19 protein-coding genes and 1 riboswitch are annotated in these 19,272 nt (G+C 46.2%); of the genes, 14 read left to right on the forward strand and 5 right to left on the reverse strand.

The features are described 5' to 3' along the window. Positions 1-273: 273 nt before the first annotated feature. The gene (locus H3S82_RS10220; RefSeq protein WP_210326687.1) at positions 274-1,047 is read right to left on the reverse strand and encodes an acetoin reductase; all 774 of its coding nucleotides are present in this window, start codon (positions 1,045-1,047) and stop codon (positions 274-276) included. 766 nt (positions 1,048-1,813) lie between these two features. After that, on the reverse strand, positions 1,814-2,158 hold the full coding sequence (locus tag H3S82_RS10225) for a DUF3088 domain-containing protein (RefSeq protein ID WP_198232380.1): 345 nt from the start codon (positions 2,156-2,158) through the stop codon (positions 1,814-1,816). Positions 2,159-2,419: 261 nt separating this feature from the next. On the opposite strand from H3S82_RS10225, the gene H3S82_RS10230 reads away from it, so the two are divergent. The 8 genes from H3S82_RS10230 (at position 2,420) to H3S82_RS10265 (ending at position 10,885) form a co-directional block, all read left to right on the forward strand. After that, on the forward strand, positions 2,420-3,424 hold the full coding sequence (locus tag H3S82_RS10230) for an MsnO8 family LLM class oxidoreductase (RefSeq protein WP_198232381.1): 1,005 nt from the start codon (positions 2,420-2,422) through the stop codon (positions 3,422-3,424). A gap of 21 nt (positions 3,425-3,445) precedes the next feature. Beyond that, positions 3,446-4,777 carry an LLM class flavin-dependent oxidoreductase gene (locus H3S82_RS10235; RefSeq protein ID WP_198232382.1) on the forward strand — a complete coding sequence of 444 codons (1,332 nt, stop codon included), beginning with the start codon at positions 3,446-3,448 and terminating at the stop codon, positions 4,775-4,777. 17 nt (positions 4,778-4,794) lie between these two features. Continuing rightward, on the forward strand, positions 4,795-5,409 hold the full coding sequence (msuE, locus tag H3S82_RS10240) for an FMN reductase (RefSeq protein ID WP_198232383.1): 615 nt from the start codon (positions 4,795-4,797) through the stop codon (positions 5,407-5,409). A gap of 13 nt (positions 5,410-5,422) precedes the next feature. After that, positions 5,423-6,007 (forward strand): GNAT family N-acetyltransferase, encoded by a 585-nt coding sequence (locus H3S82_RS10245; RefSeq protein ID WP_198232384.1) that lies wholly within the window; start codon positions 5,423-5,425, stop codon positions 6,005-6,007. A gap of 120 nt (positions 6,008-6,127) precedes the next feature. Continuing rightward, positions 6,128-7,879: an amino acid ABC transporter permease/ATP-binding protein gene (locus H3S82_RS11345; RefSeq protein WP_370541286.1), complete on the forward strand. Its 1,752-nt coding sequence runs from the start codon at positions 6,128-6,130 to the stop codon at positions 7,877-7,879. Between the two features lie 49 nt (positions 7,880-7,928). Next, entirely contained in the window at positions 7,929-8,879 is a 951-nt protein-coding gene (locus H3S82_RS10255) for an ABC transporter substrate-binding protein (RefSeq protein WP_198232386.1), read from the forward strand. Positions 8,880-8,977: 98 nt separating this feature from the next. Next, complete coding sequence (locus H3S82_RS10260; protein ID WP_198232387.1) at positions 8,978-9,919, forward strand: ABC transporter substrate-binding protein; 942 nt, start codon at positions 8,978-8,980, stop codon at positions 9,917-9,919. Between the two features lie 15 nt (positions 9,920-9,934). Further along, a complete protein-coding gene (locus tag H3S82_RS10265; RefSeq protein ID WP_198232388.1) occupies positions 9,935-10,885 on the forward strand; it encodes a PLP-dependent cysteine synthase family protein in 951 nt (316 codons plus the stop codon). Positions 10,886-11,362: 477 nt separating this feature from the next. Here the strand turns inward: H3S82_RS10265 and H3S82_RS10270 are convergent, their stop codons facing one another. Beyond that, positions 11,363-11,917 carry a flavodoxin family protein gene (locus tag H3S82_RS10270; RefSeq protein WP_198232389.1) on the reverse strand — a complete coding sequence of 185 codons (555 nt, stop codon included), beginning with the start codon at positions 11,915-11,917 and terminating at the stop codon, positions 11,363-11,365. Positions 11,918-12,469: 552 nt separating this feature from the next. On the opposite strand from H3S82_RS10270, the gene H3S82_RS10275 reads away from it, so the two are divergent. Genes H3S82_RS10275 through H3S82_RS10285 form a run of 3 tightly spaced genes read left to right on the forward strand, consistent with a single transcriptional unit; the run spans position 12,470 to position 15,039 of the window. After that, positions 12,470-13,480, forward strand: coding sequence for an aldo/keto reductase (locus H3S82_RS10275; protein WP_077994663.1), 1,011 nt, complete (start codon positions 12,470-12,472; stop codon positions 13,478-13,480). Positions 13,481-13,506: 26 nt separating this feature from the next. Next, complete coding sequence (locus H3S82_RS10280) at positions 13,507-14,520, forward strand: amidohydrolase (RefSeq protein WP_198232390.1); 1,014 nt, start codon at positions 13,507-13,509, stop codon at positions 14,518-14,520. Next, positions 14,521-15,039 carry a cyclophilin-like fold protein gene (locus tag H3S82_RS10285; RefSeq protein ID WP_198232391.1) on the forward strand — a complete coding sequence of 173 codons (519 nt, stop codon included), beginning with the start codon at positions 14,521-14,523 and terminating at the stop codon, positions 15,037-15,039. Between the two features lie 104 nt (positions 15,040-15,143). Here H3S82_RS10285 and H3S82_RS10290 read toward each other — a convergent pair whose 3' ends face one another. Continuing rightward, positions 15,144-15,698: a histidine phosphatase family protein gene (locus tag H3S82_RS10290; RefSeq protein WP_198232392.1), complete on the reverse strand. Its 555-nt coding sequence runs from the start codon at positions 15,696-15,698 to the stop codon at positions 15,144-15,146. Between the two features lie 135 nt (positions 15,699-15,833). Continuing rightward, a riboswitch (cobalamin riboswitch) is annotated at positions 15,834-15,904 on the forward strand. Between the two features lie 57 nt (positions 15,905-15,961). On the opposite strand from H3S82_RS10290, the gene H3S82_RS10295 reads away from it, so the two are divergent. The 3 genes from H3S82_RS10295 to H3S82_RS10305 all read left to right on the forward strand — a co-directional run bounded on the left by H3S82_RS10295 (position 15,962) and on the right by H3S82_RS10305 (position 17,981). After that, a complete protein-coding gene (locus H3S82_RS10295) occupies positions 15,962-16,183 on the forward strand; it encodes a CbtB-domain containing protein (protein WP_075869109.1) in 222 nt (73 codons plus the stop codon). Between the two features lie 9 nt (positions 16,184-16,192). Then, positions 16,193-16,921: a CbtA family protein gene (locus H3S82_RS10300; RefSeq protein WP_198232428.1), complete on the forward strand. Its 729-nt coding sequence runs from the start codon at positions 16,193-16,195 to the stop codon at positions 16,919-16,921. A gap of 238 nt (positions 16,922-17,159) precedes the next feature. Then, complete coding sequence (locus tag H3S82_RS10305; protein WP_198232393.1) at positions 17,160-17,981, forward strand: M55 family metallopeptidase; 822 nt, start codon at positions 17,160-17,162, stop codon at positions 17,979-17,981. 351 nt (positions 17,982-18,332) lie between these two features. Here H3S82_RS10305 and H3S82_RS10310 read toward each other — a convergent pair whose 3' ends face one another. Continuing rightward, positions 18,333-19,262 (reverse strand): isoaspartyl peptidase/L-asparaginase family protein, encoded by a 930-nt coding sequence (locus tag H3S82_RS10310; RefSeq protein WP_198232394.1) that lies wholly within the window; start codon positions 19,260-19,262, stop codon positions 18,333-18,335. Positions 19,263-19,272 lie beyond the last annotated feature (10 nt).

A 19,272-nucleotide genomic window follows, 5' to 3' on the forward strand; every position in this document is an offset into this window, starting at 1 on the left:
ATTGGAAGAGGCTTTAATAAATTTCATATTGTTGTTTTGTAAATATATATTTATAAATATTAAAAATTATAATATGGTTAATTTTCGGTTAATTATGAATTTATACATATAATTTGTTTTCAATAAATAAATTTCATTAAGTATATTAAATTGAACAACAATTATAATAAAAATTTAATTCCTACTATTCATAACCGTTTCATTTTGAAAAACAAAAAGGCCGTTTTAAAAACGGCCTTAATGCTCGAAAATAATATAAAAAGTTCTTTTTTATCAACGATAAACCATACCGCCATCAGTTAAAATGGATTGACCGGTAATGTAATCGGAAGCCGGACTTGCAAGGAACGAAACGAGATTTGCCACATCATCCGGTGTTTCGGCGCGGCCAAGCGCAATGCCGCCGACAAATTTCTTATAGGTTTCACCGAGCGGCGCACCTGTGGTCTCGTGGAAGCGTTTGTCAATTTCCACCCACATATCTGTCCCCACAACACCCGGGCAATAGGCATTGACTGTAATCCCTTGAGAAGCATATTCCTTGGCAGCAGCTTGTGTTAAAGCGCGCACGGCAAATTTTGTTGCCGAATAGATGCCAAGCATTGCATAACCTTCATGTCCGGCAATTGAACAAGCACTGACAATCTTGCCTTTTTGTTTTCTGGCAATGAATTTCTTGGCAGCAGCCTGAATCCCCCACAATGCGCCCTGAACATTGATCTTGAAAATTTTCTCGACTTCTTCAGGTGTTACATCAGCCAAAGCGTTGACCTGCGCAATGCCGGCATTATTGACCATAACGTCAAAACCGCCCAAATCTTTTTCCGCTTTATCAATGGCGCTGTAAACCTCGTCACGCAGCGAAATATCACCGGTGATTGTTGTGGCTTTTTGCCCCAAAGCTTCGATTTCCTTCGCCACAGCAGCAATCTTGTCTTTCTTGACATCGACAAGACCGATATTGAAGCCGTCTTTTGCCAGATGCAAAGCAATAGCGCGGCCAATTCCCTGACCTGAACCCGTGACTACAGCTACTTTATTCGTCATGAAAATTCTCCTTTTCAACAGAGGTGTTTTTTTGAGTTAGTGTTTACAATGAAACAAAACAAGAGGCAAAAATGACGCAGTAAAAGGAACAATAATTTTGTTATAAAGGTGTTTTTATTCAATAAATTACATGCTTGCCAAAGAAGTACCATTGCAAGTTCATAATATAAATTTCATTTAATCCGTTCAAAAAACTTGAACATCAATATTCCTATCATAAATCGCTTCAAAAGCAAAGCCGGAACATAATTTGTTTTACTCTTTTATCCGTTTAAACCACCATTTTTGTGAAACAACAGGTCATTTGCTTGCATGAGCCAAAAAGGGCGCCAGAAAGTCCAACCAAACTTTCTTGCTTTTTAATTATCACCCGCGGAAACGACACTCGGATGCGGATTCATAAGCACATGAACGAAAAATTAAAAAAACCGGAAACGCTATTATGCCATGTCCGGTTTTCTTTAACGATTGCGCCTGTCTTTCAATCAATTCTTTTAAAAAAGATAAAGGCAAATTTTCTTCAAAGGGCAAAACATTATCCGATTTTGCCGCAGAAGTCAGGAAAAGCAATTTTCTATAACTCTCTTCACTGCATAACTGTCCAAGGCGATGCCTTTATTGTTTGGCACTTTTATATTTGAAAATATTTCGGCAGAAATTAGTTTGAGGGCCGAATTGTCGAGCCTTGGCTTGAAACGCAACCGGACGTTCTTCAATGAACAATTCCGGTTGCACCCAATCGACCTCTCAAATCTCGCATCCGCAATCAATGGCTGACGGGAATGCCGTAAAGCTCGGCCAAAGCTGCCAATATCGGTTTTGCGCCCGCTACGAGCTGATGACCGTTATAGTCACCGGTTTTATGTTCTGTTTTACGCCCTTCACCAAGGATCAGAAGTGGCAATGATTGATTGTCTTCACCGGCAAGCGCAATAACGTTTTGGCGCGGACGGGTGAATTCGGCATAGCGCACATCAAGATCTTTAAGCTGATCTTTAAAGGAAGCAAGTGCCCCTTCGATCGGCAAGCAGTGAGGGCAATAAAACAATTTATCAGGCTGGTTCGGATCTTTAAAAGCCTTTGGCAATAGAAAAAGAATATCTTTGGCCATCGTTACCTCTTCTTTGAATGATGCTGGTTTAAAATTCTCTGAACGATACAGGTTCGAAATTTTATACGCCTTTCCGACGCTCATTGACCATCAATCCAATTTAAAAATTTAAGAAAAACGGGAAATGTTTTTCAACATTTCAAAAAACTATAGAATGGATAGGCTATCAAAATCCAAATTCTCCGCCGATTATAAAAAAACGAGACGGTGTCCGGAAGGAATAAGGACAGAACAACCGTTTAACCGGCAGGAGATTATATAATGGTCTATGACTTGAGCCTTTTGGATAAATGCCCGCTTGATATCAACCGCAATGCCGGGCAAGCATTACGCAACGCAGTAGAAACAGCTCGTGCAGCAGAAGCGGCCGGTTTCCGTCGTTTTTGGGTAGCCGAACATCATCATTCCAAAGAATTTGCGTCGAGCGCACCGGAAATACTTGTTGCCTATCTGTTGGCAGCAACACGCAGAATACGCGTTGGCTCGGGTGGCGTCATGTTGCAACATTATAGTCCGTATAAAATAGCCGAAGTCTTCAATGTGCTCTCGGCTATCGAACCGGGACGCGTAGACCTCGGAATCGGCAAAACACCGGGTGGTTTGCCACATACAACAGCAGCACTTCAGGCCGAATTTTCCGACGAGAACCGCATCGGTTTCGAAGAGAAACTGGAACTTCTCGACAAGCTCCTCGGCGGCGAGGAAATAAAGGAAGGGCGTTTTGCCGGATTGGCCGCAACGCCCAAGCCGGAAGTCCGTGCAAGTACCTTCCTGCTTGGAGCAAGTGCCGAGAGCGCAAAACTCGCTGCACGCCTCGGCTGGCAATTCAGCTATGCCGGTCATCTGAACGGAAGCGAAGAAAAATTGAAAAATACTGTTTCCACTTTTCGTCGGGCAACTTCCGGTGGCGTTCCGCAATTGGCGCTTGCCGCCGTCATTGATAAATCCGACAAGCGGGCAAAAGAACGCGCCAATGCAATTGCCATTTATAAAATCCATTTTTCCGATGGCAAAACATTTTCGCTCACCACTTTGGAAGCAGCAGAAGATTTCGGCCGTCTTTCCGGTCGTTCCGATTACACCATCGAAGAACATCGCACACAAATTATTGCTGGCACTGCTGCAACGGTCAACAAGGAGCTGCAAGCTCTTCATCACCAGTACGGAATTGGTGAATTCATGTTGGAATTGCCTGCAAGCAGTGTCGAAGAACGTATCAACGCAATTGGCGCTCTTGCTTTCGAGCAAGAAAAACTCGCCGCCTGACCCATATTGAGGAGATTTAAGATGACGCATAATAAAATCAATTTCGGCATCATGCTTCATGGTGCAGGCGGCCATATGAATTCATGGCGCCATCCTTCTGTTCCGGCAGATGCGAGTGTCAACATTGCTTACAATGTCAATCTTGCCAAACGTGCTGAAGCCGAAGGGCTCGCTTTCGTTTTTGTTGCCGACGGGCTTTACATCAATGAAAAATCGATTCCGCATTTTCTGAACCGTTTCGAACCGCTCACTCTTCTATCGTTTCTCGCCGCACATACGTCGAAAATCGGTCTTGGCGGCACGGTTTCAACCTCTTACAGCGACCCGTTCACGGTTGCGCGCCAATTTGCGTCCCTTGACCTTTTAAGTGGCGGACGGGCTGCATGGAACATTGTCACAACCCCGCTTGAAGGGACCGCCAAAAATTATGGCCGTCCTCATCCCGACCATACATTGCGTTATGAAATCGCCAGCGAATATATCGACGTGGTCAAAGGGCTATGGTCTTCATGGGAAGAAGATGCATTCGTTCGTAACCGCGAAACCGGCCAGTTTTTCGATCCGAAAAAAATGCACCGCGTCAATCATCACGGCAAGTTTTTCTCGGTAGAAGGGCCGCTCAATATCCAGCGTTCCCTACAAGGCGAACCGGTCATTTTCCAGGCTGGCGCATCCGAATCCGGCATTCATTTCGCCTCCAAATATGCCGAGGCGGTCTTTACCCATATCAGAGATATTGACGAAGCTAGAAACTATGCCAAGCGCATCAGAGATGGAGCGGTTGCACATGGTCGCTCGCTCAATGATGTGAAGATTTTTCCGGGTATCAGCCCGATTGTAGGGCGCACCAAAGAAGAGGCGGAAGAAAAATTCCGCGAAATCCGCAATCTCGTCAATATCGAAGATGCGCTTGCCTATCTTGGCCGCTATTTCGATCATCACGACTTTGCACAATATGATCTCGACAAACCTTTCCCCGAAATTGGCGACATCGGGAAAAACAGTTTCCGTTCAACGAGCGACCACATCAAGCAAGAGGCGAAAGAAAAAGGCCTGACTTTACGTGAAGTGGCACTCAAGGTAACCACCCAACGTGGCGATTTTATCGGCAGTTATGACGACGTTACCAATCGCATTATCGAATGGTTTGACAGCGGCGCTGCCGACGGTTTCATCCTCACTATGCAGGTAAGCGGCCAAGGCTTCGACGATTTTTCTGCCGAAATCTTGCCTCGCCTTGAAGAACGCGGCTATTTCGATCGCAAGCTCCATCACAACACTTTGCGTGAAAATCTTGGCCTTGCCATTCCCTCGAACCGTTATGCCGAAAAACAGCAAATTGTTGCTGCTTGAAGCCGAAAGGACAAAACATGAGCAAAGTGATCGCTTTTTCCGGCAGTTTCAACCGGCCATCAAAAACCAGCGCTCTCGTCAATTACATAGGCAAGGAAGTTGCCCGAAAATTCGGTACCGAGGTTCAGAGCTATGATCTTCTGGATGTCGGAACCTCGCTGGGACTTGCCCAGCGTGCCGACAAGCTTGAGCCGAAAGGCCAACAAATTATTGAAGAGCTGACTTTGGCAGACGCCATTATTATCGGCAGTCCGGTCTATAAAGGCAGTTATCCGGGATTATTCAAACATTTCATCGATCTCATCGAGCCTGAAAGACTTTACGGAAAACCTGTTCTTCTTTCCGCAACCGGTGGCGGCGACCGTCATGCTTTGATGGTCGAACATCAATTACGCCCGCTTTTCGGTTTCTTCATGGCGCATAGCCTGCCAACCGCTATTTATGCTTCATCACGTGATTTCGGGCCGGATAATGAAATCCAGTCGCAAGATCTTATTTCCCGCATTGATAAGGCTGTCGACCAATTCCTTCCCTTCCTCAAAAGCCAACCGGTCGATGCTGCCAGTCAAAAAACGACCATTCAACTGACAAGGGAAAATAACGACGTTCTTCCTCTTGCGGCTAATTCCTGAGGGAGAAAAGGCAATGAAACAATTTGTTTTTACGAGCCTCAAGGATCCGCGAGCCGCGCGGCTGCGCGCCGCCTTGATAGAAGAATATGATAGCCGCTACGGTACCTTCTATGATGAAGAAGGTGCCAAAGCCGAGCTCGACCGCTATCCGGCTGAAGACTTCGCCCCGCCAAGGGGAAATTTTCTTCTTTTGATTGACGGAAATGAGACGATCGGTGGCGGTGCTTTCAAATTTTTCGATGACACAACAGCCGAATTCAAACGCATCTGGATTGATAATGGTTATCGCCGTCAGGGCCTTGCGGCGCTCATTCTCGACAAACTCGAACGGCAAGCGCAATTACAAGGGTATAAACGCGTTTATCTCACCACCGGCTTTCGCCAGCCGGAGGCTGTCAATCTCTATCTGAAAAATGGCTATACCAATCTTTTTGATTTGAATGGCGATTGGGAAGCTTATCGCCATTTGCCTTTTGAAAAAGACATCCGCAACAAAAATCACGAACACAATCTTGATCGGGATCATGGTCTCGATCATCATTTGCAGTCATTCTCACCTGTCAAAGCCGAAAGCGCATTGCCGCCGACAAGCCTTTGAAAAGGAGCCCCCATGTCATCACTAACAGATATTCACACTCCCGAATTGTCCGCAAAATTTGACCCTGAAACAAATCAATACTCGGATTGCAAGGTCGTCCCCGCGCGCTATCCGTTGCGAATGTTCGGCACGGTTTTTTCTGTTCTTGTGATCGCGGTTATTCTATATTCGGTTTTAACAAATGAAAAATGGGGTTGGCCGGTTTTCGCAACATGGTTTTTCTCCGAGCCGGTTCTTGCAGGCCTTGGCCGCACAATCTTGCTCACCATCCTTGCAACGATATCCGGTTCATTGCTGGGAACATGTCTGGCATTGGCCCGTGTTTCGAAATCGCCGCTGCTTGCCGGCCTGTCATGGAGCTATATCTGGTTATTGCGCTCCGTGCCGCTCATTGTGCTTTTGCTCATTCTCAACAATCTGGGCTATCTTTATGAGAGTATCCGCCTCACCAATCCGTTGAATGGCGAAATACTCGTCAATTACCCGATGGTATCTTTGCTGACACCTTTTCTGGCCGCTTTCATCGGCTTGACACTCAACCAGTCTGCATTTTTTGCCGAAATCGTTCGCGGCGGCATTTTGTCTGTCGATAACGGCCAGCATGAGGCCGCCGCTTCGCTCGGTCTATCGAAAAAACGGCAAGTCTTGCGCATCGTCTTGCCGCAAGCCATGCGCACTATTCTTCCTACCGGTTTTAACGAAATTATCGGTTTGGCCAAAGGAACCTCTATGGTTTACGTTTTGGCCTTGCCGGAATTGTTTTATACCGTTCAGGTTATCTATCGGCGCAATCTTGAAGTAATACCGCTCTTGATGGTTGCAACCGTCTGGTATCTGGTCATTATGACGGTGCTTTCGATTGTTCAGTATTATATTGAAAGCATCTATGCAAAAGGCGCCGTGCGCAATCCTTCGGAACTGGCTTTTTCACGGATTGAACGTGGCCTTGGTAACCTTGCCCGTCATGTCCCGTTTTTAAAAATACCGTCGGCATCGACAGCGGAAGACAAATTGACGTTAAGCGATCAAATTGAAGACTTGGCAGAGGGCGAGGATCCATCGCTTGACGAGTGCCAGCATCCGGCCTTTGGCAATCTTTATTCGGGTGAAGGTGCAGAAGTCAATGTTCACAATGTGTCGAAATATTTCGGCGCTAACAAAGTGTTGGACAATGTCAGTCTTACAGTGCCGGCAGGGAGTGTAACCGTTATTCTTGGACCATCCGGTTCCGGAAAATCGACGTTGCTCAGAACAATCAACCATCTTGAACGCGTTGATAGCGGCTTTATTGATGTTGATGGCGAATTGATCGGCTATCGCAGAGAAGCAAATACGCTTTATGAACTGAAAGAAAAAGACATTCTGAAACAACGCGCCGATATTGCCATGGTGTTCCAGAATTTCAATTTGTTTCCGCATTTGACTGTTCTCGAAAACATTATCGAAGCACCGACGCAAGTTAAAAAACTTCCCCATAAAAAGGCGGTTGAAGAAGCGCTTGATTTGCTGTCCCGCGTTGGTTTGAAAGACAAAGCCAATGTTTATCCGCGGCAGCTTTCGGGTGGGCAACAACAACGTGTTGCCATTGCCCGTGCATTGGCGCTTCGCCCAAAAGTTCTGCTGTTTGATGAACCGACTTCCGCCCTTGATCCCGAGCTTGTCGAAGAAGTGCTCGATGTCATCAAAGAGCTCGCCCGTACAGGTTCGACACTTATCGTCGTCACCCACGAAATCGGGTTTGCCCGCGAAGTCGCTGATACGATCGTCTTCATGGAAAGCGGAAAAATAGTTGAAACAGGAAGTCCCGAAGAGGTCTTCAACCACACGAAACAGGCAAGAACAAAAGCCTTTTTAAACAAGGTTTTAAAATAATACGCCACTTTGAAAAATCGGCAATTTGCCAAATATTATGAGGTTTTTTATGAGTTTATTCGGTAATAATTTCGGCGTCAAAACACTGCTTATCGCGGCAAGTTTGGCATTTTCGCAAGCATCGTGGTCTGAAACTGTGCCACTTGATCTATCGGTAGAACAGCCCGGTCGCCCGCATACGACTTTCAGTCAGGAACGCGCCAACGAAGTTGCCAATGTGCCTTTCGTGAAAAAGGATACATTGACAATCGCATTCAGCACGAACAGCAGCCTTCCCTTGCACGACTATGCAAGCGACGCAAAAACATGGATAGGATCGGATGCCGATATTATTTCAGCCATCGCCGAACGTATGGGCAAAAAACTCGAATTCATCAATATCAATTGGGAAGATTGGCCGTTGGGTCTATCAAGCGGCAAATATGACGGTGTCATTGCCAATCTGACAGTGACTGAAGAGCGCAAAGAAAAATTCGATTTTGCTACCTACCGCCACGATGTCATCGGCATCTATGTCAAGAAATCGAGCCCCATCAAAGAAATTAAAGAAGCAAAGGATATTGCCGGTTTGCGGGTAATTACCGATGCCGGTACAAATCAGGAAAAACTTCTGCTTCAGTGGAATGATGAAAATGTCAAAAACGGTTTGAAACCGGTAGAAGTTCAATATTATGATGACCGTGCATTGCAAACGCTGGCTTTGGACAGCGACCGCGCCGATGCCATTTTCAGTGTCAACGCCATGCAATCGCTTGTAGCCGCCACAACCGGTAAAACAAGACTGGTTGGCACCATCAACGGGGGTTGGCCACTAACCGCCGATATCGGTATCGGTTTGCCTAAAAATAGCCCGCTCACCAAACCCGTTTCGGATTGTATCAATGATATAATTGCCGATGGAACATATGAAAAAATCCTCAAACGTTGGAATTTGACGGAAGAAGCCATTTCGCAATCGCAAATCAATCCTCCCGGCTTGCCGAAACCTAAAGCTAAATAAAAATCAAGCCAAATAACAGTCCGGCCAAAAAGAGTTCGGCGCAAGTCGAACTCCGGTCAAAGAACTATAAAGTTGTCACGCTAACCGTGAGGCCCCCCATGAAGAAGACCAAAATTTTCGTTCCATTATTTTTCATCGTCTTCCTTGCGGAAACGGTGCTCAACGCTTACGGGCTTGACCAGAAACCCTTTTTTGACACCACTGCCGAACAGAGGGGACGCATTCACGTAGGCAAAAATGACGACGCAATCAAAGCAATTCCGCCAGACTATCATTTTGTCAAACCGGACACATTTACTGTTGCTGTTGCCCCGAGCGACCCGCCATTATTGTTTTATGCAAATGATGCCAAAACGCCCATCGGTTCGGAAGCGGACTTTGCCTCCGCAATCGCCGAAAGTTTAGGTAAAAAGCTCGAGCTCGTTCCCATTCCGTGGGTCGACTGGCCACTCGGTTTATCTTCCGGCAAATATGACGCGGTGCTTGCAAATGTCGGCGTTACCGAAGCACGCAAAAAGAAGTTCGATTTTTCCAGCTATCGTCAGGGTATCCATGGATTTTACGTAAGAACCGACAGCCCGATCAAAAAGGTCGAAAAACCCGAAGACCTCGCCGGATATCGGGTTGTTGTCGGCAGCGGAACCAATCAGGAACGCATTATGTTGCGTTGGAATGATATTGTTACTCGTGAAAATCTGAAGCCGATAGCACTTCAGGACTATGACGATAGTGCTGCAAGACTTCTTGCCATACAGTCAGGGCGGGCTGATGTGATTGTCGCTCCACATGCAAAACTGGCTTACATGGCATTGCGTGATGGCAATTTGCGCAAAGTCGGGACACTTCTTGCCGGTTGGCCCGATCGTTCCGACGTTTCGGTCGCGACGAGAAAATCGAGTGGTCTTGCCGAACCGGTTACAATTGCAATCAACGGACTTATAAAGTCGGGAGTTTACAGAAAAATTCTCGAGAAATGGCATCAGGAAGATGAAGCACTCGACGTTTCAGAAACCAATCCCCAAGGCATGGCAGAAGAATAGCGGAGAATTATCCCCATGAAAATCCATAACAATATTACTGAACTCGTCGGCAAGACCCCGCTTGTCGAGCTTCATCATTACGGCAAAAAACATCATTTGAAATCAAGAATTATTGCCAAACTGGAATATCTCAATCCGGCAGGCAGTATCAAAGACCGTGCCGCTTTGAATATGATTAATGAAGCGGAAAAATCCGGTAAGCTGAAAAAGGGCGATACTATTGTCGACATTACAAGCGGCAATACAGGCATTGCGCTTGCCGCTGTGGCGGCTGCCAAAGGCTATGCAACGAAATTCTATGTAAGCGATAATATCAGCGCCGACAAAATAAAACTTCTCAAGCTTTATGGTGCGGAAGTGGTTCCGGTTGAAAATTCTTTTTTCATGGATCCGGAAGCATTGGAAAAAATGGCTGCCCGCATCGTTTCGGAAAACCCGAACGCCTTTTTTATCGACCAATTGGCCAACCCCGATAATCCGAAGGTTCATATTGTCTCGACCGGCCCTGAAATCTGGGAAGATACAGACGGTCAGGTGGATATTCTGGTCTGTGCCATGGGTACAGGCGGAACGGTTTCGGGAACCGGAAAATATTTGAAATCGAAAAATCCCAAAATCAAAGTTGTTATTGCAGAACCGGCAGAAACCTCGCTTCCAAGTGAAGAAAATCCCTATCCGGATGAAATCGACGGGGTGCACAAGGTAAGCGAAGTACCCGCAGAGTCTCTGCCAAAGAACTATGCGGCAGAAGTGGTTGATGAAATTTTTTCACTCGACACCGCGGATGCTCTTAATGTTCAACGTGATCTCTTAACGACAGAGGGAATATTCCCAGGTGTTTCGGCCGCTGCCATTTTATGGACAGCAACCCGCCTTGCCGAACGGGAAGAAAATAAAGGCAAAATGATTGTTGCAATTTTCCCTGATAGTGGCGAACGTTATTTGAGTGCTGCAACAAAGAATTGAAGCAATTGCATATTTGCGGGCAGAAGCCGATCTGCCCGTAAATTTTTTAGGAACATTTGCAGTTTCAAGTTTTTCATTCCCCGTAATGACTTTTTGCAAAAACTCAAAACAGAACGGAAAAGCTTTTATTCTGTCAACGCCGAAGACCAAAAACTTTTTATTTTCGATTTTAACCACGTCATTCGGTTAAACAAAATCAGACCATACAACCAGAAACAGGATTTTTATAATCTGCCTCGCGCTGGAATCAAACAGGAACGATCAAACGAACGGCAATAAACTTCAGACATGAATTGGCATTTTAAGCCACGCATTTTCCAGCTCTGCATATTTGCAGGTAACACGCGCATTGGCTTTTAAGATTTAAACAACTAGCCGTTCAGTTTGAAAAAACAAATGCCTAAAGAAAGCGCGAGTAAGCTGGTTTAAAAAGCGCCAAGCTTTTGGCGTTGTTTCTCTACCAATACAATGAACCGTTTATTTGCCGTTACAAAATTGTTTGGTAATTTCCGCCACATGATGACCGAGATATTTGGCTGTGTTCAGATCTTCTATTTTCGGCGTGACATCCGGTGACGCATTGTCCGACTGCGCCATAGCACCGAGCCAGCTTCCAATACCATTAAGATCATTGCGTGTTTTACCGGAAAGCAGACCGAGATTGACCCATATCATCGCATGTTGGGCGGCAAAAAGGCTCATTGTCATCAAACTGTTGAGCTTGTCGCCATGTTCGGCTCCCGAATTGGTAAAACCTGCCGCAATCTTGTTGCGCCATTTCTGTTCAACAAAAGCCGGACCGGTTGAATCTTCCATGAATTGTTTGAAACGTGCACTCACGGTTCCATTATAGGTAGGCGAGCCGAAAATGATCGCATCGACATTTTCAAGCAGGTTCCAATCGACCGGTTTTTCATCAAGCCCGATCAAAAATGTTTCAGCATTTTGTACTTCTTTCGCTCCCTCTTCGACATAATGCGCCAATTTTTCCGTGTGCCCGAAGCCACTATGATAAACAATTGCTATTTTCATCTTCACCAAAACCTCTAAAAAACCGTGACTGATCGGGAAAGAAAAACTCTATCTTCCGGTCATCGAAAATCCACTTTTAACAATATTTTATCGTTCTGTTTTCTTCGATTTTTTTATTAAAGCTATGATTGATATTCATGAATAGTAAAACCAAGCACACTGGCATTATTTCAAACAAAATGGTCGCAAAACGATTTGAATAAAATTTGTGCCACACGTTTTCACTTTCGCTTTTTCGCCTCAGGCTTTCATTTTGTATTCCGGTTAATATTCCTTTTTTCATGAATTCTATTCATCACTTCAAACAATTCTACCTCGCTAAACATTCCTCTTCCCATGACGTAAATTTAAAGGAGTTGAGGGAGGGAATAAAATTAGAAGGAATGGAACACGATGGAACAACTAAAAAACATGCATTCGTTGAATGGCAACCGTCGGCAGGTTCTCACCGCTTTGGCTCTATTGATGGCAGCGCCGCTTTTCACAGCACTGCCGCAAGCTGCACGAGCACAAGAATTGCAGTCGCATAAGAATTTTAAAGGGACAACAACAATGATAAGCAAAAAACGTGTTCTGGGTTCCGGTGCAAATAGTCTTGAAGTCTCTGCTATGGGGCTTGGATGCATGGTCATGACCGGTGCACACGGGCCGATTGCCGACCATCAGGAAATGGTCAAGCTCATCCGCACTGCTTTCGATCAGGGCGTGACACTTTTTGACACGGCGGAAGTTTATGGACCGCTTTTGAACGAAACACTTGTTGGCGAAGCTGTTGAACCTTTCCGCAATGAAGTGGTGATCGAAACGAAATTCGGTTTCAACATTGTAGACGGAAAACAATTACCGGGTTTCAACAGCAAACCGGATCATATCCGCGCTGTTGTTGAAGGTTCATTAAAACGGTTGCGCACCGATCATATCGATCTTCTTTATCAACATCGTGTCGATCCGGATGTACCGATCGAAGATGTGGCAGGAACTGTCAAAGACCTTATCAGGCAAGGAAAAGTTTTGCATTTCGGCCTTTCGGAAGCGAGTGTCAAAACAATCAAGCGCGCTCATGCCGTGCAGCCGGTCACAGCTTTACAAAGCGAATATTCGTTAATGTGGCGCGAACCCGAAAAACGCATTTTCCCGGCAATTGAAGAAATGGGCATCGGTTTTGTGCCATTCAGCCCATTGGGGCGCGGCTATCTCACAGGTGTCCTCAACGAAAATACCAAATTCATGAAAACCGATTTGCGTTATGGCAAGCCGCGTTATTCGGCAGAAAACATGAAAGCGAACCGCCCCTTTGTGGATGCACTTGATAAACTTGCTTTGGATAAAGGTGTCACCGGACCACAACTTGCACTGGCCTGGTTACTAAAACAACATCCGTGGATTGTGCCAATACCGGGCACAACGAAGCTTGCCCATCTTAATGAAAATCTCGCAGCCGTGGATATTACATTGGATGATGCGGATGTTGAAAAAATCAACCGCACTTTGTCGGCAATTCCAATTCATGGCGACCGTTACGGGCCGGAAGAAGCCAAAGCCATCGACCATGATGACGATTAATTAACGGTAAGAAAAGGTGATCTCTGATGAGCCAGATTGGCAAAGGCAAGGATGAAACTATTATCGAACCGCTTCAGCCGATCATTGATGCCCATCATCACCTTTTCGACCGTCCTCCGCTTACCTATCTTTTGAAGGATTATCTCGAAGATGCCCGCTCTGGCCATAATATTATCGCTTCGGTTTATGTAGAAACACAGGCTTTCATATCTCATTCAGGGCCGGAAGTTATGCGCCCTGTTGGTGAAGTAGAATTTGCAAACGGTGTAGCGGCAATGTCCGACAGCGGCGTTTATGGCAAAATCAAAGTAGCGGATGGAATTGTCGGATATGCCGACTTGCGTTTTGGCGAAAAAATTGCACCGCTCCTTGATACATGTCTTGAACGGGCAGGCACTCGCTTTAAAGGTGTCAGACAAAATATCATTGATGATAAAAGCCCGTTGCCATTCAAATTTGTGACCAATAGGCCACCGCATGACCTTGTAAACCACCCCGATTTTACAAAAGGTCTTGCCGAAGTTGAAAAGCGCCATCTCACATTCGACATTGGCGCTTTTCACCACCAATTGCTACAAATTGCGAAGCTTGCCGATACTTTTCCCGACCTTGTTATTGTGTTGAACAATATGGGGCACGTTATGGCTTTGGGTCTTGACGAGAGAGAAAAGAAAGAAGCGCTTCAAACATGGCGAAACAATCTTCGAGAGCTTGCAAAACGACAAAATGTCGTCTGTAAAATTGGCGGGCTAGGTCTGCCGTTTTTCGGTTTCAATTTGCACGAGCGTAAAGATGTCGTCACCAGTAAAGAGCTTGTCACACTCTGGCGGCCTTATATTGAAACAGCAATAGAAGCTTTTGGCGTTGAACGCGCGATGATGGAAAGCGATTATCCGATGGACGGGCGTTCATGCGGATATGTGCCGCTATGGAACGCGTTAAAATTATGCGTTTCGGGCGCATCAAAAGAAGAAAAAGACAATCTGTTTTATAAAGTTGCAGCCAAGACCTATCGCATCAACATTGAGGGGCTTGTTTGAATGGCAGGTTTTCATAAACAATTGGTGAGGCGACTTGCCACCGGTTTCTTCGGTTTATTTTCAGGTCTTTTCCTTTCAATTCTCGCATTTCTAGCTGTTTCAAGTGAAGAAGCGCAAAGCCAAACTTTGAAAGGTGAAAATGACATGAACCAGATCGATATTGTTTTTAACGATACCGGAAAAACCTGCACGATCAAGCTTGATGACAGCGATGAAGCGCGTGATTTAATAAGTGAGTTGCCGCTCGAACTCACACTTGAAGATTTTAACAAAACCGAAAAAATTGCCACCTTGCCGAAAAAGCTTGATGTCAAAACACAGCCAAAAGGATTTAATCCCAAAAAAGGTGACGTTACCTATTATATTCCTTGGGGTAATCTTGCCATTTTTACACGCGATTTCCGCTTTTCGGAAAATCTTGTGCATCTGGGAACGCTTTCCGGTTGCATGGAAAATTTTGACCAACAGAAGACTATTCCCATAAGACTTGAAAAAAGCACAATCTCGAACGCCCGCTAGCCTTCAGAACTCGGGACAGTAACAAATCTCGCCCGTTCGGTCGTGAAAAAAGCGTGTTGAAACTCGTGTTTCTGGTTAAAGCGACGGCTTTATTGATCTGTCAGTCATTTCATATTCGAGGGGAACAATGAAATTTTTGAATGATCGTGACGTTTCACAAATTTTATAGATGTGAGTGGAGCAATATCAATTTTAAACAAAGATGAAAGTGGCGCTTTCAACACATCAATCATAACCATTCGCAAAAAATTGGCGTCGGCGACAATTAATGTCGGTTCGGCATAATTGACTTGTTCAAGCCATTCTGCGGTCTTGTCATAAAGGGTTTTGAAAGAGGTTCCCCCATGCGGGGCTGAATAAGGGTCACTCAACCATTGTTCAAGTTCGTCTTCCTCTTCATTTGCGAGTTCTTTCAAGGCTTTCGCGTGCCAATGCCCGTAATCGATAACAGGAATTAAGAAATCTATTTTGAATTCCAGCCCCAATAATTCGACCGTGCGGATAGATGAGGTAAGATTGGCGCAAACAATATTCATGCCCTTTTGAACCGAAAATTTTTCGGGCAAAAGAACATCGCTATCAAGACTTTCATTACCGGGAAAAATGCCACGCTGTTCGGCGCGTGTCATGCCATGAGTCATAATAATAATTTCCGCCATTTGCTTCCCGATCTTTTTTGTTTTTTCCAAACACGATCAATTTCTAAATTGTCACAGACAGTAATCTAGTAGTTTCAAACAGAATTTGACAGGGATTTTGCTTGAGACTATGGTGAGCCTCACATTCAATTTCGTGGAACCCGGTGCCAATCCGGGGCGGTCGCGCCACTGTGACTGTCTACCAATCATGGGACAGAAGCCAGAACTTCGATTTGATTGCATTTTCCTTAAACTCAAGGACGCGTTATCCTGAAGGAGGTTTCATGTCTATTAAAACGGCGCATGCGCCGCAAACCATATTTGTTCCGACCAAAACCATTCCGGTCAAAGCCATTTTGCCATGGGCTATATTTGGCGGTCTTATTTGCCTCATCGCACTTTATTTCATCACTACAGAGCAAGGTGCATTGTCGCTTTTCAGCGGCACCACCATTCATGAATTCGTTCATGATGGACGCCATCTTCTCGGCTTTCCATGTCACTGAGGAGATAGAATAATGGGTTCACTCCTTTATCGGGGCATGCTTGTCGGCCTCGTTGCCGGTCTTATTGCGTTCGGATTTGCCCGCCTTTACGGCGAGCCTTATGTTGATCGTGCCATTGCTTTTGAAGAATCCCATGAAGCGGCAGAGGAAGCACAAAGCGACCATTCCCATGAAGCTGAAGAAGAAGTTGTCAGCCGAAAAACACAGGCCGGTTTTGGCCTTTTGACTGCACTTGTGGTTTTTGGTGCCGGTGCAGGCGGGCTTTTTTCCTGTTTTTGCAGCTATGCCTTTGGCCGTTTGGGAAAATTGAACATCATGGCCACAAGTCTACTGATTTCGGCTTCTGCCTTTATTTCAGTGGTACTGGTGCCGCAGTTGAAATATCCATCCAACCCGCCAGCGGTCGGGCAACCTGAAACCATTGTTTCGCGTACCGAAGACTATTTCGCCCTTATTCTGGTGTCACTCCTTGCCATGGTTCTGGTTTATGTTGTGGCAAACCGGCTTAAAGCCAAATTCGGCGGGCTTAATGCGGCGATTATTGCCATGATCGGCTATGCCGTATTCATGGGTATCGTCTATTTCATTATGCCGGTTGTCAACGAAGTTCCGGCCGACTTTTCGGCTGATGTCTTGTGGCATTTCCGCATGGCGACTTTCGGTATTCAGGCCATATTGTGGCTGATACTCGGTGTCGGTTTCGGTTATCTTGCCGAAAGACATATGAAAAAACTTTAGCGGGGGATCGCAAGGAATAGTTAAAGCGGAAATTTCACGAAAAACTTTTTGTCTTCGACAAGTTAGCTTCTGTCTTCGACGGGGAATTTGTGCAACTTTCCGCTTCTATTCCTTGCATCACCAATTCACTTTCTGTCATACTCTTTGTCTTCATAACAGAAGGGTTTAGCCTTTTGTTTGTTTTGGCGCGGCTTTCGACCGGTCGCGGATTTTTAAAAAACAGGACAACGAGAATTTTATGAAAATTTACATTTCAGCCGATATAGAGGGGGTGGCCGGTGTGGTTATCCCTCAGCAATGTTCATCCGGCAATGCCGAATATGAACGGGCGCGCCGCCTGATGACCAATGAAGTCAATGCTGCAGTTACCGGCGCATTTGAAGCCGGTGCGAAAGAAGTTGTTGTGAACGATTCCCATGGTGCAATGGTCAATCTCGTTCCCGAACTCCTTCATCCCGATGCCGAACTTATTCAGGGAAAACCGAAACCGCAAAATATGGCTTGCGGGCTTGCCGATGGCGATTTCGATATGGTTTTTCTTGTTGGCCACCATGCCGGAGCAAGCCTTGAAGGTGTGCTTGCCCACACCACCAACAGTCGCGCTTTCCGTGCTGTCTATCTTGGCGACAAACGATTGGGTGAACCCGGCATTTATGGCGCTTATGCGGGCGAACTCGGTATTCCTGTCGGGCTTTTAACCGGCGACAATTGCCTTGAAGAACAAAACAGGGAATTCTTCCCCAAAGCGAGATTTGCAACAGTCAAACACGCTTATGCCAATCGTGCCGCGCGTTCTCTTTCGCCCACAAAATCTTGCGAAAAAATAAAAACAGCCGCCTTTGAAGCCGTCAAGAACCGGCATGAAATGAAGCCCTTTATTATACGCCCTCCTTTTATGGTGAAATTCGAGGTTCTTTTACCGGCCCTTGCCGATCAGGCCGCACATCTACCTCCTGCCAAGCGTATTGATGCGGTAACAATCGGCTTTGACTGCAATTCGGTTCGTGATGCAATCGGCTGGATGAGCGCTGTTTCTGCACTTGCCGCTTCGGTCATGTGAGAGAAAGCTTGAACTTTGCTTGAACCATGAAAGCGGGCGAAAGCCCGCTTTTTCTTCTTTTTGAGGCGACCGGTTTCCCATTCAAACAATATGGGATATGACCCGCTTTCAATGGTAGAATATGACCGGCTTTTCGATTGTGACGCTTCAAATTTCCGCGCTGATCTTGGAACATTTTACAAAAGCGGGCTTATGATTTTTCCGGCTTAAAAATGTTCCCGAAAAGAAAGCTTACAAACCGGTATGGAAATAAAATTCTGAAACCGACTTCAAAGCAGAGATGCCAAGCAAAGGGAAACAGTTTCCCCTTCGCTTGACAAACTTAACGAACAATCACCAATTGCCGGAAAATCAATAAATGCCGGTATGGATTTCACCATCCTGCCCCATCCATGCGCGATACATTCCCTCGCTATTGAAAGGCAGACACACTTCGCCCTTGGCATTGACGGCAATAAGCCCGCCCTCGCCGCCGATTTTTGCGAGATCTTTGACAACCGATTGCGCGGCTTCTTCAAGTGTTTCTTTTCCCCAGCGGATACGGGCGTCGATTTCGTGCGCAGCGGCATAGCGGATAAAATATTCGCCATGTCCGGTTGCCGAAACTGCACAGGTTTTGTCATCTGCCCATGTACCGGCACCGATAACCGGACTATCGCCGACACGACCGGGGAACTTGGCAGTCATTCCGCCAGTGGATGTTGCCGACGCCACATGGCCGAAAACGTCGCAGGCAACCGCGCCGACTGTGCCGTGGCGCCGTGACGGGTCATTTTCTTCCCCACCATTGCGGCGCCGTTCCATTTCCTGCTCAAGCGCTTTCATGCGCCGTTCGGTGTAAAACCATTCGGCCGGCTTGATCTCGAGCCCGATCTCGCGGCAAAATTCATTTGCACCTTCACCGGCAAGAAAAACATGTTCGGTTTTTTCCATAACAGCGCGGGCTGCAAGAACCGGATGACGCGGCCCGAAAATTCCGGCAACGGCTCCGGCATTCCTGTCGCGGCCATCCATAATGGCCGCATCCATTTCCTGCGTGCGTTTGGTGGTATAAACGGCACCACGACCGGCATTGAAAAGCGGATCGTCTTCCAGTGCCATAACGGAAGCGGTGACCGCGTCAATGGCCGAGCCATTCGCCTTCAGTACAGCGCGCCCTGCCTCGAGTGCCAATGTCAATCCATGACGATAGGCTTTTTCCTTTTCTTCCGTCATATCTTTCGAGCGCATTGTGCCGGCGCCACCATGAATGGCGATAACCGGTTTTACAGGAGACGACATTTCAAAGTCC

It is taken from the genome of Bartonella sp. M0192, assembly GCF_016102305.1.
In the GTDB taxonomy this organism is placed as follows: domain Bacteria; phylum Pseudomonadota; class Alphaproteobacteria; order Rhizobiales; family Rhizobiaceae; genus Bartonella; species Bartonella apihabitans.

Bases quoted from the DNA above. Each gene is read 5' to 3' on its own strand.
- H3S82_RS10245 (WP_198232384.1), top strand. From the start codon at position 5,423: ATGAAACAATTTGTTTTTACGAGCCTCAAGGATCCGCGAGCCGCGCGG.
- H3S82_RS11345 (WP_370541286.1), top strand. From the start codon at position 6,128: ATGTTCGGCACGGTTTTTTCTGTTCTTGTGATCGCGGTTATTCTATAT.
- H3S82_RS10280 (WP_198232390.1), top strand. From the start codon at position 13,507: ATGAGCCAGATTGGCAAAGGCAAGGATGAAACTATTATCGAACCGCTT.
- H3S82_RS10285 (WP_198232391.1), top strand. From the start codon at position 14,521: ATGGCAGGTTTTCATAAACAATTGGTGAGGCGACTTGCCACCGGTTTC.
- H3S82_RS10310 (WP_198232394.1), bottom strand. From the start codon at position 19,262: ATGTCGTCTCCTGTAAAACCGGTTATCGCCATTCATGGTGGCGCCGGC.
- H3S82_RS10290 (WP_198232392.1), bottom strand. From the start codon at position 15,698: ATGGCGGAAATTATTATTATGACTCATGGCATGACACGCGCCGAACAG.
- H3S82_RS10225 (WP_198232380.1), bottom strand. From the start codon at position 2,158: ATGGCCAAAGATATTCTTTTTCTATTGCCAAAGGCTTTTAAAGATCCG.
- H3S82_RS10305 (WP_198232393.1), top strand. From the start codon at position 17,160: ATGAAAATTTACATTTCAGCCGATATAGAGGGGGTGGCCGGTGTGGTT.
- H3S82_RS10230 (WP_198232381.1), top strand. From the start codon at position 2,420: ATGGTCTATGACTTGAGCCTTTTGGATAAATGCCCGCTTGATATCAAC.
- H3S82_RS10270 (WP_198232389.1), bottom strand. From the start codon at position 11,917: ATGAAAATAGCAATTGTTTATCATAGTGGCTTCGGGCACACGGAAAAA.
- H3S82_RS10275 (WP_077994663.1), top strand. From the start codon at position 12,470: ATGATAAGCAAAAAACGTGTTCTGGGTTCCGGTGCAAATAGTCTTGAA.
- H3S82_RS10235 (WP_198232382.1), top strand. From the start codon at position 3,446: ATGACGCATAATAAAATCAATTTCGGCATCATGCTTCATGGTGCAGGC.
- msuE (WP_198232383.1), top strand. From the start codon at position 4,795: ATGAGCAAAGTGATCGCTTTTTCCGGCAGTTTCAACCGGCCATCAAAA.
- H3S82_RS10255 (WP_198232386.1), top strand. From the start codon at position 7,929: ATGAGTTTATTCGGTAATAATTTCGGCGTCAAAACACTGCTTATCGCG.
- H3S82_RS10260 (WP_198232387.1), top strand. From the start codon at position 8,978: ATGAAGAAGACCAAAATTTTCGTTCCATTATTTTTCATCGTCTTCCTT.
- H3S82_RS10265 (WP_198232388.1), top strand. From the start codon at position 9,935: ATGAAAATCCATAACAATATTACTGAACTCGTCGGCAAGACCCCGCTT.
- H3S82_RS10295 (WP_075869109.1), top strand. From the start codon at position 15,962: ATGTCTATTAAAACGGCGCATGCGCCGCAAACCATATTTGTTCCGACC.
- H3S82_RS10220 (WP_210326687.1), bottom strand. From the start codon at position 1,047: ATGACGAATAAAGTAGCTGTAGTCACGGGTTCAGGTCAGGGAATTGGC.